The organism is Mesobacillus sp. QJM3NY_10, from assembly GCF_056173465.1.
Window position 1 is genome coordinate 2,098,072 of record NZ_CM149675.1, and the last position, 14,362, is coordinate 2,112,433.

The following is a 14,362-nucleotide window of genomic DNA, read 5'->3' on the forward strand; positions in this document are numbered from 1 at the left end:
GAGGATGAGTCTCGAGGAATTTCTGCATAATCTTCAACTTGATATTGAACGCGCCAACCAGCCAAAATTGGAACCCGACTGGGAGGATGCGCCTTATGCCTACAAGATCTACCGCAACCAGCCAGTGGTGCCCCTGTCTTTGGAGGTACCACTGACTCTTGAGAAAATACAACCACCAACTAAGCCGGATATTCATAGAGTCGGCCACTTTCTCTGGTACGTCTATGGAATCACCCAGGTAAGCCAGTCCGTTTTTCCAGCTGAAAGCACAGAGGAAGAATCCTACCCGATAAATTCCTTCCGAAGGTTTGCTCCCTCTGGCGGTGCATTGTATCCAAACGAGCTGTACATCTATTTAAAGGTAGAAGGATTGCCAGATGGAGTGTACCATTATGACTCCGCGCACCACCGGCTCGTGTTGTTGCGGGCTGGGAACTTTGATTCATATGTTTCAAGTGTCCTAGGCAACCGGTGTGAAGTTTCATCCTGCTTTGGCGTCGCCTTTGTATCCACGATGTTTTGGAAAAACTTCTTTAAATACAATAACTTCTCCTACCGCCTTCAAGGACTTGACGCAGGAGTCCTAATGGGCCAGTTGCTGGAAACAGCAAACCGTTTTGGTTACACTGCCGGAGTATACTTTCAATATTTAGATTCTGCAATCAATCATCTTCTCGGCTTGTCTGAGCAGGAGGAGAGTGTCTATTCGGTTATCCCGCTGTCGGTGGAAGCCACAAACTGGTCTGGAAGCGGAAAAGTTAATATTACGGCCGATGTATTGAAACGTGAATTGGAGCCAATAAGCTGTGATTACTTGGAGCGGTCACAAAGGGTTTTAGAGTTTCCTAAGTTAATAGCTATGAATGAAGCTTCCAAGCTCGAATCAGCCTATTCATTTAACAGAATACAAAGCCAGCAGAGTGGTGGCTTTGGTGGTGTGAAAATAAATCTTCCAGAATGCGAACCTTTGGCATACGATCTAGCGGAGGCCAGTAAAAACCGTTTTTCTCCCGATATCGACTTTGTTATGCGAAAGGTAAATCAGCAGCAGCTGGCCGTTCTGCTGAAGGAGTCAATGTCAGGATTCTCTTACCGGAATGATCTGGATGATGTCTTCTTGAACAATGAATCGCGGGTCTCAATCTATGGATGTCTTTATAATGTTGAAGATATCCCAGATGGAGCCTACTATTACGACCATACCGAACATGCATTACGGGAAGTCCTCCAAGGGGATCACCGGCTCACTTTACAGGCAGGCATGTCTCTCGACAATGTGAATCTGCTGCAGGTACCTCTTTGTTTGCACATCGCTGGAAATAAGGATTTTTATATAAAAGAATTAGGGTACAGAGGCTATCGGATTTTACAAATGGAGGCAGGGATGCTCGTTCAAAGATTAGTCACAACAGCGTCTGCAATCGGGTTAGGTGGACATCCACTGCTTGGGTTCGATGCAACCCTGGCTGATGATCTTTACAGCATGAGCGAAAAAACCAGCTTGATCCAGATCCCCATCGGTCCCTATCGTCCCCGTCCATGGTTAAAAGGGAGTTTGCACAGCTAGTTTTACAGAATATATTAATAGTTTTAAGGTACAAACGAGCAGGGGAGAAATCACCTGCTTTTCTTTTTCCCATAAATAAAAAAGAGGAACCTGCGGCTCCTTCTTTTTACATACCATCCACACTCTATAAAAGGCTATTTAAAAATAATCAAAGCCCTTTAAACTAATGAATCTTAAAGGGGTTGCTTTCTTATTGATTGGAGACCTTCTCCTTCTCTAACTTTTCGATTAGAGATTCAACGGTTTTCATAATCGTTTCATTACTTACATCTCGGCCTAACACAGCACTTGCCCTCTTTATCAATTCTTCTTTATTTATAGTCATGTTTTTACCTTCCCAATTTTATAACTTGAAGTTTCATACAATGATTATATTATCGGTAGAATTAGCTAAACATTTAATGCAAGAAAGAGAATTTGTAAGAGAATGACCACTCGTATATAGAGAATTAAACCTCGAGTCAGTAGTCAGTGTTTTTCCAGTCTTAAAGATAAAGAAGGAAATTTTATCCTTAACCTCGAACTTTTATTTAATAAATAGATGGTTTGTTAAGCAATGGGGTTCGATGGTCTTAGTAGGGGGATTTGTATGAGAAACAATCATTTTCTTTTGATTACAATATTTTTTCTTATATTAACTTCTTTTTCACCAGGTAGGACCATGGCAACCTCATGGGCATATTCATTTGTAGTTTGGGACGGGTATACTTATGTGATAAGTGATGAATATGTAACAGAAGTTGATAGTGAAATTGGTCAGGTCACAAAGTATTCGGATATGGAACAGTATTCTGGTAACTTCTCTAATGCTTATAAGAAAGGTACTAAATACTATTCAATTGAAGGTATCAGTACGGACGAAGCTATAGCCATTAAAAAATCTGAAGGTCAATATATAAAGGCATATAGAGAAGGGGAATATGAATTAAGAAGTGTTTTTGATGGATTTTTTGATGGACAACAAGGAATTATAAAGATTTTGATTTTCGCCTTATTGTGTATTTCAGTCGTTATACTGTTATATAAAACTCATAAGAATAATCGTGGAAAAACGATTCGCTGAATGTAACTGCCTCGAATGTATTAATAACTTTTCGAAATTACATGGACCAGATTATGAGAATATGGCAGAAGAGATTTCGAGTTTGGCCGATAGTCTTTAATGAAGAAAGAAATGTGTTTGACCTTCTCACCGAGTACGTGAGTAGAGAGAAGATATTCTTAATTCAAGAATTAGAATTATAGACTAAAAATCAAAGGTAAAGTGTATAAAATTTCTTGCTTCTTCTACTAACGAATCAGTAATGTTGAAGAAGGATTTAATATTAAAAATTAGAACTTTTCTATATTAGGCGACAGTTAAGGAGTGTAGAAGTTGGCTAAGAAAGAAGATATTGTTATCCGAAGAGCGAATTTAGAAGATGCTTTAGCGATTTTACATATACAAACAGAAGTAGTATCGGAAGGAGATTATTTAATAACTCTTTCAGAGGAATTTAATAAGACATTAGAACAACAAAGAGATTGGATAGGGAAGATTTTGCAAAACGACAAAGAAACAATGTTGGTTGCCGAAATTTCAAATGAGATAGTAGGCTGGATAGTGCTAATGTCACCAAACAGAATAAGGCTTTCTCATACTGGTTCAATTGGAATGATGATAAAGAAAGATTATCGAAGTATGGGGATTGGTAAGTTATTGATGAAAGGTATGTTGGATTGGGCGGGAAAAAATCCATTTATTGAAAAAGTTTCTTTAGGCGTATTCTCAACAAATGAAAGAGCAATAGCTTTATATAAAAGTATGGGGTTTATCGAGGAAGGGAGAAAGGTTAAAGAATTCAAGATGGATACCAATGAATATGTAGATGATATCTTAATGTGCAAATTTGTCTAAATGCTATTGAGTTAACGGAACCGTAAACCAGAATTAACGCGTTTTTTGGGAACTTCTTATTGAAGTAAAGAAGCATTAGGTTGAAGAAGAAAAATGAGGATCTATTAAAAAGGTAGGATAGATATGGATAAAACGATCGAAGAAATTATACTAAGTATGAATAAAAGAGCTGTTGAATATGCTATGTGTCTAGGACCTCATTATATAGAAAGCTATCGGAAAGGAACAGTTGATGAGTTATACCAAAAATCGGAAATGCATAATAGAAAATAAATTTCATATAGAGGTGGAATTATATGCCTAAAATTGACAATATGTTAGCAATTCTATGGATGCTTCGTTCAGGTGAAAAAATTACTGCAAAACAAATTTCAGAAAAGTTAGAGATGAATATAAGGACTGTGTATCGTTATATTGATACAATTTCAACAAGTGGCGTACCTATAATTTCAGAACCAGGACATAACGGTGGATACACTTTATTGAACAATTTTATTGAGGCTCCTCTTTTTTTTGATTTTGAGGAGCAAACTTCACTATTTCACGCTGCTGTTTTTGCAGAAGAAGCCGGATATTATGGTGGTGAGGCACTAAATAGGGCCATTTCAAAACTAAGTAATTACTCAAATCAAGAGCAGGAAACAAAGATAAACCAACATTTAACTAGTCTTGAAGTAATAAGTCGATTAAATTCACTCTCTATGGAGCCTTTTTTGAAGGAGTTGGAGCAGGCCGTAGCTGACGGGTACTCAGTAAAAATTCTTTACCATAAAAGTGGCGAAAAGCAATTAAATTATAGATTGGTCGATCTGTACAGAATTATCTATTGGAATAATAAGTGGTATGTGATTGGATTTTGTCATCTTAGAAATGATATCCGTAGTTTTAGAGTAGATCGAATTGAAAGTCTGATGCTAACCGAAAATAAGTTTAACCGGCCAGAAAATTTTTCAGCACGTGACTTTTTTATAAAAAGCTTTCTTCCAACTATAGAAGATAAGGAAGGGCTTATTTCTTTGGTTATTAATGGGGATAAAACTGTATTGGCTGATATTTGCCAACATTGGTTTTTAGGACATTATTTACAAGAACGGACTTCAAATCAAGCAGTTTTTCTTCTTGAAAAAGATATGATACATACATATGTACCTTATTTACTTTTACCGTACAATAAATCTATTAAAGTTATTGAGCCAATAAGTCTTAAGAAAAGACTTATTGAAGTTCTGTCGGAATTAATAAAATTTCATCAAGTATGAAAACTTCCCTGACGTTAACTGTCAGGGAAGTTTTATTATAATGGCTATATAAATTGTGATTGGGAGTGTTATTGGATGCAAACAAAAAAAGCTTTTCTATATGTATTTAATTCAATGTCGGACTGGGAATATGGATATTTAATTGCTGAACTAAACTCAGGAAGATATTTCAAAAAGGATTTAGCACCTTTAAAAGTAATTACAGTAGGAGCTAATAAAGAAATGATTACTACTATGGGAGGACTGAGCATAAAACCAGATATTTCCCTTGATGAATGTACTCTTGAGAGTAAAGATCTTTTAATCTTACCAGGAGGGACTACTTGGAGTGAAGAAATACATCAACCAATCTTGGAAAGAATTGGCCAAGCTTTAAAGCTTGGCACTATTGTTGCTGCAATTTGTGGTGCAACTGAGGGCCTCGCGAATATGGGATACTTAGATACTAGAAAGCATACAAGTAATAACTTAGAATATACTAAAATGGTATGTCCTAACTATAAAGGAGAAAAGTTCTATGAGTTGGGATCTGCGGTATCTGATGCAAATTTAGTTACTGCATCAGGAATAGCTCCTCTGGAATTTGCGATGGAGGTACTGGAAAAAATAGATGTATTTACACCAGATGCATTACATTCATGGTATAACCTAAATAAGACTCATAAACCTGAATACTTCTTCCAGTTAATGAATTCAATAAATAAATAAAGTAACTGAAAAGCTCAATTTCTCTATTTAGATTTGTAGAGAAGTTGGGCTTTTAATTTGGAATTTCCTTATCGTTGTAAATCCGCATTTTCCTGACGCTACCCCATATTAAACGATAAAAAAATTAGGGTATCAAGTTTTTTCGTTGATTTAAATAAGGATTACTTAGGAACTTTTGTTTGGAATTCACAAACTAACAGAGGAAGGCTTGAAACTATCCAGCGAATCGTGAAATGAAGAATGATTTAAGATTAGGAAAAGTCTTATTCAGCTATCCAATGCGAATGAGCAGGAAGGATTATGGTGTTTTCTTGTGGAAATCCTTATTAAACAAAAGAAGCAGCATTCCTGTAAAAAACAATAACATAAAAGAGGGGATTATTATGGTACAAAGTACACAACAAATTTACACACCACCAAAACATTTTGTTTCAGCAGCAACTATTGTAATCAATGATGAAAAGGAAATTTTGTTAATTAAGGGACCTAGTAGAGGATGGGAAATGCCAGGTGGAATAGTTGAAGAAGGCGAGTCTTTGAAAGATGGAGCAGTAAGAGAAACTAAAGAGGAATCTGGTATTGATATTGAAGTTCTAAAATTCTGTGGAATATTTCAGAATGTGAACAAATCAATATGTAATACGTTGTTTTTGGCTAAGCCAATCGGAGGAGAATTAACAACTTCATCAGAGAGTTTAGAAGTAGCGTTCTATCCAATTGAGAAAGCATTAGAAATGGTAACCGTGGGAAACTTTAAGCAAAGAATTGAATACTGTCTTGATAATAGCAAACACCCATTTTATATAGAGTTTTAGGTAAAAGTAAATGAAATAACAGTATTGCTTATTAAACTAAACCAGCAGTATAGTTGAACAAGGAAAACATAAAGGAGAACTTCTATGACAAATTATTCAAATCATTTTCCCGAAATATACAAAGAAATTAAGCAAAGTGTAATTGTTAAGATCAATAAACTTCAACAGAAGAATATTAACAAGAGTTTTATATATAAGTATTACGAAATGTTGGCAAATGATTTTTATGCCCTTGGGATAGGTGAAATATGTTTAAACCAGGATAACAAAGAGGCTAAAAAATATTTCTATTTGGCCGGAAAAATTCAAGAAATACTTTTCCAAAAGTATGACTTACAAGAAGTGGGGATTTCTTCTTCTTTTGTCACCATGAACAAGTATAATAGATTACTTTTAGCAATGTTGAGTGACTCCGAGGAATTAACCTTTTCATTAGCAAAGTTACTTGGAGGAAGGCCGGAAGAAGAAAACGAACACGGTAATTCTTTCATTAATAATGTAGGCTATGCAGTGAAATATCTTATTATAGAGGAAAATGAAAAGGCTGCCGAAACGATTGAAAACCTAAAGAATATAAAATTAATAAAAGATTTGAAACAGTATAAAGACCATGTTCATGTTTTGAAAGCGATTCTTGAAAGAGATGAAAATGCAGTAAATAAAGGTTTACGTTACATAATCGAAAATCATAAAAAAAATAAACTCTTTAAAGATACTTCAGAGGAGTTAATCAGTATTATTGGGTTAGGGCTTGGTAAATTAGCTAAAATAAAAGGACTCAATATTCATATTGATGATGAAATAGCTCCTTCCAACTTTTTGGAAAAGGACATAATCGAATATCCAAGTCTGGACTTGGGATTTACATATATTCTTCAAGAATAAAGAAAGCGCCATTTTTTAAAATAATAAGTTTGTAATAAATAGTAGTTAAACAATCTGGTGCGTTGATCCAGGAAGAATTAAGCATCTTTTTTGTTGAATTCCTTATTGAACTATAGGGGCAAATACTTTAATAAAGGAATATCACTCTACCATATAGAATTGGTATTGAAAGTGAATTTAGGGGGCTTTTAAGGATAATTTATTTAGAAAATTTCTTGATACTTATTTAGATGCTTGGCGTTCTTCTTCTTTGCCTGAATTAAGAGATTTAATATCGAGAAATTACAGAGCCAGAGAGATTACGGACGGAGGTATAATTGATTTTGGGTTTGAAGAATCAATAAATGGGTGGGAACAGGGTTTCAATTTTGCAAAAGAAAATAATGCAGAATGGGAACTCAAAGAAATTTCTACTATCCCATTGAGAGCGGATGAAACATTGGTTATTATATCAGCAACTATGATTTTACACGGCAAGAGCTTAAATACGGCACACTTATTTTTTCAGACCTTTCAAAAAGATACAAATGATGGTTGGAAACTAATAAGAAGTTATATTGAAGCAGGAATCCCAATGGATAATATACTGAGATTTCAATTGAACTAACGGTGCGATGATCCTAGAAGGATTAGGCACCTTTTTTGTTGAACCCGTTATTAAACATACGATGCAGGTTAGTTTAATAAGGAATGAAAAATTTTTAAATAAACATTCGAAAATAATTGAATTTATAATTCAATAAAATTATAATTACTATTAAATGATTGAATAAACTTACTTAAAGGGGATTTCTATGAAGAAATTAGATTTGAAGAATTTAGATTTGAATCAGTCTGAGTCACTGAATTTAAGGGTAGAAACTTCTTCTGTTTGGGAAGTTATTCTTGGTATTGCGGGATTCACACATAGACAATTAAGGCATACATTTGATTTAGATCAAGAATGGGAGAATTCTTTTGCCTCCATGTCTAAAACACTTAAGGATTTATTAAACGAAATTGAAAAAACGAATCTATGGTACGGTTTAATATTGTTACAGGAAAGAATATCTGCTGAAACGATTGAGGATTTTTCTAATGATCTATCCATTATGGATAACAAAACATTATATGGGACTCTTTTACCTTATAAAGACCGTTTTAAGGAGCCAATTCGTAAGTCTTTGATCGATGACTTGGGGGAGGATAGAGATTTTAAAGACTATGCTTCGTTTTTTGATGACCACGAGTATTTGAATGAATATGTCCTCGTTCTTGATAGTTATTCACGGGAAAAACTAATTAAAATTCTTGTTAGGGTAGTAAAGGAATGGCATGAATGGGTTTCCCAGTTTGATGAATGGACGAAATGGAACAGAGCATTAGATTTTGAGGGAAAGCAACATCAATCAATTGATCATTCTAATCCAGTTGAATTCATTGAATTGGTCACAGGGGGAACTAAGTACTTTCCGGAGCCATCAATTTGGACAGTCAAAATGGTCCCTCAAGTGTCCTACCGTCCGTGGACTCTAACAGTACGTACACCCGATACAAAGCTCTTCTTCTATCCATTGAAGGAAGAATATTTACTTGAACCAGGGACTCCTTCAATGGAATTAATTCGTGGACATAAAGCATTAGGTGATGAAACACGTTTAAAGATACTATATCAATTGACTAAAGGGTCTTCCTCTCTACAAGATTTAAGTATCCAATTCAATATATCTAAACCAACAATTCATCATCAGTTATCCCTACTAAAAGCAGCAAAGTTTGTTCGAGTGGATAAAGGAATTTATTCAATAGATAAAACTCAAATAAGTAGCTTTGCTGAACGTCTTTCCAAATTCCTTGGAGAAACATTATGAGAAAGTTTACGAAGTCTTTCCGTGCACTCTGGATTGGACAAGTTATTTCGGAGTTTGGTGGTGCAGCAGGTGGAATTATCAATGGATTGCTGCTTTATGAGTTAACTGGTTCAAAGGAATGGATGGCTGCAATATGGTTAGTCTACTTTATCCCATCCTTACTTTTACAAAGTATAAGTGCCCCGTTCCTAAATTATGTGGTGAAAGAAAAAATGCTCCGAAATATTCAATTGATTCGGGCTGGGGCGTACCTTCTGCCTTTAATAGGGTATCTAATCGGATCAGATATAGGAATAATGATTGGCCTAGTATTACTTCAATGTGTTCTTGGCTTGTTACAACCGATTTTCTCAAGTTTATCCTTTTCACTAATACCTGAGATTTGCAAGGAAGATGAGTTAGTTGAAGCTAATGGGTTATTAGATACCACACTAAGACTTATGAGCATAATTGCACCAGGTGTTACATCCTTACTACTTTTGGTAATTCCAATGCAGTACATATATGTAATTTCCTCAGTAATATTTTTGATTAGTTTCCTTTCTCTCTATAGAATACCGGTTAAAAGTATCGAAAAAATTGCCACATGGACCAAAAAGTTTTGGTGGGAAGAACTTAAAGAAGGCTATAGGATCTTCTTTCAATATACATATCTACTTAGGTTAACCGTACTTTCTTCAACAGTACAATTCGCGGTAGGGGCAACAATGGTTCTAAGTATACCTTTTATACAGGGAGAACTTGGCGGACAACCCTGGGAGTATGCCATTTTCAAGGGGGCGTTCCCCGTTGGGTATGTATTAGGAATGATTTTACTTACTAAACTGCCTAAAACAACAACGATTATGTACCTTGGCTTATTTGGGGGAGGGTTATCATTTATCCTGTTGTTTTTTGTTCAATCAATCCCGTTCGCATGGAGCTTTGAGCTAATGGGAGGTATGTTATTCCCACTCTTTAACGCTCAAAGTGCAGCCATTTTCCAAAGGGAGGCACCAAGAGAGCGTTTAACTCAGCTAAGTACGATACGTCTCTTCATCTTTAGAGTCTCCATGCCAATTGGGATCTTATTTGCTTCGTCAGCATTATTTGATATTAGTACTCGTAATACTTATTTAGTAATCGGTTTACTGATTGTCCTTCCTGCATTGTTCTTTATGATCAAATCAATAAAGAACCCCAATAAGGTATTAAGTACCACGGTTAATTAAAATGATTTTAATTTCTACAACCAGAGGCACTAATTCAGCAGGATTAGTGCCTCTTTTTGTAGAAGTTTTATCGAACTAAAGAAGCAGCATTCCTGTAATAAAGCTACTTTTGTGAAAAAGTATACTTAAACATACGGGTGCTTATGTAGAATAAGAATTTTTTATATTTCAGATGCTAAAATACTATAAATCAGAAAAATGGCGTGTCAGAACTGATGTCAGTTTACACGCCATTTTCATTGTCATAAATTAGATGCGATCTAAAAATCAAACGGTTTACACACTTTTAACCGAGCGTGCATTTTCACTCGTAAGTGGTTTTTTATTTTCCTAATTAGTTAAAGTCCTCCTGGTAATTCTCATGTATAGGTAGGGTAAGCGTAACGGTTGTTCCTTGATTAACGATGCTGGAAAACTCGATTTTACCTCCATGATTTTTAATAATTTTTTGGCAAATCATTAAGCCGAGGCCGGTTCCTTTTTCTTTTGTGCTATAGAAGGGTTCTCCTAGTTTCGTGAGGCGGTCTTCTGGAATTCCTGCTCCCTGATCCATAACCTGAATTGAAGCTAGGTTTGCTTCTTTTGAAATAGCAACGAAGATTTCTCCGCCTTTTGTCATTGCCTCAATAGAATTTTGGATTAAATTGATTAATACCTGCTTAATTTTATCCGGCTCACAATCTATGTAAATGCTAGGTGAATCAGTTTTAATCTTAATAAAGGCATCTGATAGGGCTGCCTGCGGATTCAGTAAATTCACAACCCCGTTCACGAGAGGAATCAAATCTACATTCGATAGATTGGAAGCCTGAGGCTTGGCCAGAACCAGCAAGTCACCAACAATAGACTCTATGCGGGCGAGCTCGTCAAGGATGATTTCGGCATAATCTTCTGCTTCTTCTGCCGGGTGCTCACTCAAAAGCTGGGTAAATCCTTTTATCGCAGTCAACGGATTCCTGATTTCATGGGCGATTCCGGCTGCCATTTGTCCAATAACTGAAAGTTTTTCAGCTACCTGCAGCTGGTCCTCGGTTTTCCTTTGTTCTGTAATATCCTTAATGATGACAAGGGAAACGTCTCTGTTCTTGAAGACTGTAGGGATAAGCTGTACTTCAGCTCTCTTCGAATCATTATCTTTCCTGATTAAACTGATTTCAAGGTCACTGGAGTCTCTTGAAAGCAGGCGTTCTTGTAGCAACTTGTAGTCCTTATGGTCAGTATAGTCATATAAAGAAGTACCAACTATTTCATCAAAACTGGTAGCGCCCATCAATTTCTTGCCCTGTTCATTAATGTAAGTCCATACACCGTTTTTTGTGATAATCCCCATTGTATCTTTGGAATGTTCAAGGAACAGCCGATCTCTCTTTTGATGTTCTTTCAGTTTTTCCTGTCGATTTACGCGAGGGGTAACATCTCTTGATATGAGAACTACCTCAGTGTGTGAAGGACCCATCGTGCTGCTAGACTCCAGCCAAAGATAATCACCTTCTTTTCTCCTGAAACGAAACAGGATTTCTCCAGACTGAGAAGAAGAAAAGAAATGTTCTAACTTTTCCTGGTCCAATGGGTGGCAAAAACTGAAGATGGATTGATCATACAGTTCTGCTGGTGTATAACCAAAGAGAGTTTCACAGGAAGGTGCCGCATATGTAAATCTGCCATCCAGAGAATGACTGGAGAGAAAATCCTTTGCATTCAGCAGTGCTAAGCTTATATCATCTAAGTCTTTTATATCTGGGGTATAGGCTCGTTGAGTTTCTTCTTTGATCATATTAAAAGCCTCCCTAACAATTAATTTCTGTATAATATGTACACGCGATTTAAATCCACTTTCTATTTTACTAGACGAAAGAGAAGAGGAACGAATATTATTTTCAATTTTTGAAAAAATAGAACTTTTATCCTGTTTTAAATTCATAAATAAATGATTATTAAAACCTTTCCAACACGTTCAGAATGGGGGTACTATAGAACGGCTTGATGCTGGGGATGAACTGTCTTGAATATGGTTTCCTCTCTTTTTGTTTAAGACAATTTAATTTAGATTTTTATTGGTGCCCTAATTCATTGTATCTTCGAGGTTTAGGTCACCAATAGGCTGTATTGCTGACCTGTTTTTTCGTATTTTCGAGATTTAGGTCACCAATAGGCAGTATTGGCGCCCTGTTTTTCATATTTTAGGAGGTTTAGGTCATCAATAAGCTGTATTGGTGACCTGATTTTACGTATTTCCGAGATTAAGGTCACCAATGTAATACAACGGTGACCTTTAAATTTTTTAAAACAAAATTCATGAAAAACATTTACCATTTTATTCTTTTAGTGTAAAATTACACTAAATTAAAATAATTAACGGGGGTCTTCGGAATGAAGAAGGATGCCGGGTTTTTGATTATTTATCTAGTACTTATGCCTCTTTTTCTATCTTTATTAGGGATTGCGGTTCTATCAATTGAGAAGTTCGGTCCGCCAGTTATGGTAATGATCATCTCGATTGTGGCCCTGATTATAGGGTTTCGGTTTGGAAAAAGGCCACAGGCTACCACGTTTTATGGTCGGTATCTGCCGATTTATGCACCGCTTTTGCTGACGGTGCTCCTTGCTGCCGTTGGGATGATTATTTCCAAGGGGTTCTTCGGTCATCAGGTATGGGGGATTTTCGTATTTGCGCTATTCCCGTTTTTACCGAATTCGTTTATATCCGCGATGATGGGACAATTTATTTACATATTTGCGGTGCCGTTCGCTTATTATTTAATCTTTTTGATCGGCTATATCGTATCTGAACGGAGGACGAAGTCGAAAGTTACCTTCAGGAAACTGAATCTGTTTGCGGGGATTGGCATCATTATCCTGTTGTTGGCTGTGATTGGTTCAATCCATATTGAGCGGAGCAAGCATATCCTCCCGCCATCTTATGGCTTTGATTATGGCAATGGTTTTTCAAGTGTTGACCTAGAGCCGTATTATGTCACGAACCCAAACAACATCCTGCCAAAGCTACATGACTCGGCTAACTTCAGGGTGGAAACACAAAGCGAAATGCCTATTTTGGACGGAGCGGAGGCAGCGTATCCCGTTTATGCTGCATTCGCAAACGCAACTTACATGGATATTAAAAACAAAAACGCACTTCCGACTGGTGAAGAGATTGTTAGTTTTACGAATACAATTTATGCTTTTGAAAGACTAGTATCAGGTGAGGTTGACATATTCTTCGGAGCCCAGCCTTCTGCGTCGCAACAAATCCTGGCAGAGAGCAAGGGGAAGAAGCTCGTTCTCACACCAATTGGCAAGGAAGCATTTGTGTTTTTTGTGAATGAAAAGAATCCTGTTGAAACCCTGGCTTCTGAGGAGATTAAATCAATCTATTCTGGTAAAATCACCAATTGGAATGAAGTTGGTGGTGACGATAACAAGATCATGGCATTCCAGCGGCCGGCGGACTCGGGCAGCCAGACGATCATGGAAAAATTCATGGGTGATACGTCCTTGATGCCAGCCCTGAAAGAAGAGGTGGCAGGAATGGGCGATTTGATGGAGGAGGTTGCCGGTTATCGCAACTATAATAATTCACTCGGCTACTCATTCCGCTTTTTCACAACTGGCATGAATCCTAATGAAAAAATAAAGCTGATCTCACTGGATGGAGTAGAACCCTCACCAGAGAATATCACGTCAGGAAAGTATCCATATGTCGTCAATCTATATGCAATTACGGTGAAGGACAATCCGAAAAAAAACGTCCAGCCTATGCTTGAATGGATGCAAGGTTCTGAGGGGCAAAAGTTGGTTGAGGAAATTGGTTATATTCCATTACATGAGGATGACGCAAGATAAATCAATCAAAAATGCTAAACCAGGAAAATATTTGGTTTAGCATTTTTTTGTCGTCGTCGACTTTGTAATAAAAAGATTAAAGATAAAGACTGGCTATTCCGCCTACGAGTAAAAGAATGGTACCAGTTAATAGAGCTATTTTAGTTGGACGATTTGATTTATGAAAAATCCTGAAGAACATCCGTTAACACCTCACTTATAAAAAGTTTAGCTAATCTTAATACGATTATCTGACTGGGAAAGTTTCATGTATTACAGAAATGGGCTCTTTGGTCTATTATTCTCAATTGAAAAAGAGGATGGATTCCGAGTCGGAATCCATCCCCA

At 36.5% G+C, this 14,362-nt stretch carries 13 protein-coding genes; 12 read left to right on the forward strand and 1 reads right to left on the reverse strand.

All coding sequences use genetic code 11. From position 1 onward, the window contains the following. Positions 1-4: 4 nt before the first annotated feature. The 11 genes from AC0VX7_RS10530 (at position 5) to AC0VX7_RS10580 (ending at position 10,192) form a co-directional block, all read left to right on the forward strand. Positions 5-1,567: a SagB family peptide dehydrogenase gene (locus AC0VX7_RS10530; RefSeq protein WP_475427770.1), complete on the forward strand. Its 1,563-nt coding sequence runs from the start codon at positions 5-7 to the stop codon at positions 1,565-1,567. Between the two features lie 589 nt (positions 1,568-2,156). Continuing rightward, entirely contained in the window at positions 2,157-2,630 is a 474-nt protein-coding gene (locus AC0VX7_RS10535) for a hypothetical protein (protein WP_475427771.1), read from the forward strand. A gap of 312 nt (positions 2,631-2,942) precedes the next feature. Continuing rightward, the gene (locus AC0VX7_RS10540; RefSeq protein ID WP_475427772.1) at positions 2,943-3,464 is read left to right on the forward strand and encodes an N-acetyltransferase family protein; all 522 of its coding nucleotides are present in this window, start codon (positions 2,943-2,945) and stop codon (positions 3,462-3,464) included. A gap of 123 nt (positions 3,465-3,587) precedes the next feature. Then, a complete protein-coding gene (locus AC0VX7_RS10545) occupies positions 3,588-3,737 on the forward strand; it encodes a hypothetical protein (protein ID WP_475427773.1) in 150 nt (49 codons plus the stop codon). A gap of 23 nt (positions 3,738-3,760) precedes the next feature. Then, positions 3,761-4,723, forward strand: coding sequence for a helix-turn-helix transcriptional regulator (locus AC0VX7_RS10550; RefSeq protein ID WP_475427774.1), 963 nt, complete (start codon positions 3,761-3,763; stop codon positions 4,721-4,723). Positions 4,724-4,798: 75 nt separating this feature from the next. After that, positions 4,799-5,431 (forward strand): type 1 glutamine amidotransferase family protein, encoded by a 633-nt coding sequence (locus AC0VX7_RS10555; protein ID WP_475427775.1) that lies wholly within the window; start codon positions 4,799-4,801, stop codon positions 5,429-5,431. 383 nt (positions 5,432-5,814) lie between these two features. Further along, positions 5,815-6,246, forward strand: coding sequence for an NUDIX hydrolase (locus AC0VX7_RS10560; RefSeq protein WP_475428132.1), 432 nt, complete (start codon positions 5,815-5,817; stop codon positions 6,244-6,246). 84 nt (positions 6,247-6,330) lie between these two features. Further along, a complete protein-coding gene (locus tag AC0VX7_RS10565) occupies positions 6,331-7,131 on the forward strand; it encodes a hypothetical protein (protein WP_475427776.1) in 801 nt (266 codons plus the stop codon). 250 nt (positions 7,132-7,381) lie between these two features. Beyond that, a complete protein-coding gene (locus AC0VX7_RS10570; protein WP_475427777.1) occupies positions 7,382-7,738 on the forward strand; it encodes a flavoprotein in 357 nt (118 codons plus the stop codon). 187 nt (positions 7,739-7,925) lie between these two features. After that, positions 7,926-8,981 (forward strand): ArsR/SmtB family transcription factor, encoded by a 1,056-nt coding sequence (locus AC0VX7_RS10575; protein ID WP_475427778.1) that lies wholly within the window; start codon positions 7,926-7,928, stop codon positions 8,979-8,981. Continuing rightward, on the forward strand, positions 8,978-10,192 hold the full coding sequence (locus AC0VX7_RS10580; protein WP_475427779.1) for an MFS transporter: 1,215 nt from the start codon (positions 8,978-8,980) through the stop codon (positions 10,190-10,192). The genes AC0VX7_RS10575 and AC0VX7_RS10580 overlap by 4 nt, the downstream gene beginning before the upstream one ends. 334 nt (positions 10,193-10,526) lie before the next feature. Here the strand turns inward: AC0VX7_RS10580 and AC0VX7_RS10585 are convergent, their stop codons facing one another. Then, positions 10,527-11,966: an ATP-binding protein gene (locus AC0VX7_RS10585; RefSeq protein ID WP_475427780.1), complete on the reverse strand. Its 1,440-nt coding sequence runs from the start codon at positions 11,964-11,966 to the stop codon at positions 10,527-10,529. Positions 11,967-12,562: 596 nt separating this feature from the next. On the opposite strand from AC0VX7_RS10585, the gene AC0VX7_RS10590 reads away from it, so the two are divergent. Continuing rightward, positions 12,563-14,035, forward strand: a complete 1,473-nt coding sequence (locus AC0VX7_RS10590; RefSeq protein WP_475427781.1) for a PstS family phosphate ABC transporter substrate-binding protein — start codon at positions 12,563-12,565, stop codon at positions 14,033-14,035. Positions 14,036-14,362: the final 327 nt, after the last annotated feature.

Excerpts from the sequence above, each read along its gene's own strand:
- AC0VX7_RS10580 (WP_475427779.1), top strand. The coding sequence starts at position 8,978 with ATGAGAAAGTTTACGAAGTCTTTCCGTGCACTCTGGATTGGACAAGTT.
- AC0VX7_RS10535 (WP_475427771.1), top strand. The coding sequence starts at position 2,157 with ATGAGAAACAATCATTTTCTTTTGATTACAATATTTTTTCTTATATTA.
- AC0VX7_RS10585 (WP_475427780.1), bottom strand. The coding sequence starts at position 11,966 with ATGATCAAAGAAGAAACTCAACGAGCCTATACCCCAGATATAAAAGAC.
- AC0VX7_RS10545 (WP_475427773.1), top strand. The coding sequence starts at position 3,588 with ATGGATAAAACGATCGAAGAAATTATACTAAGTATGAATAAAAGAGCT.
- AC0VX7_RS10590 (WP_475427781.1), top strand. The coding sequence starts at position 12,563 with ATGAAGAAGGATGCCGGGTTTTTGATTATTTATCTAGTACTTATGCCT.
- AC0VX7_RS10530 (WP_475427770.1), top strand. The coding sequence starts at position 5 with ATGAGTCTCGAGGAATTTCTGCATAATCTTCAACTTGATATTGAACGC.
- AC0VX7_RS10575 (WP_475427778.1), top strand. The coding sequence starts at position 7,926 with ATGAAGAAATTAGATTTGAAGAATTTAGATTTGAATCAGTCTGAGTCA.
- AC0VX7_RS10550 (WP_475427774.1), top strand. The coding sequence starts at position 3,761 with ATGCCTAAAATTGACAATATGTTAGCAATTCTATGGATGCTTCGTTCA.
- AC0VX7_RS10560 (WP_475428132.1), top strand. The coding sequence starts at position 5,815 with ATGGTACAAAGTACACAACAAATTTACACACCACCAAAACATTTTGTT.
- AC0VX7_RS10565 (WP_475427776.1), top strand. The coding sequence starts at position 6,331 with ATGACAAATTATTCAAATCATTTTCCCGAAATATACAAAGAAATTAAG.
- AC0VX7_RS10555 (WP_475427775.1), top strand. The coding sequence starts at position 4,799 with ATGCAAACAAAAAAAGCTTTTCTATATGTATTTAATTCAATGTCGGAC.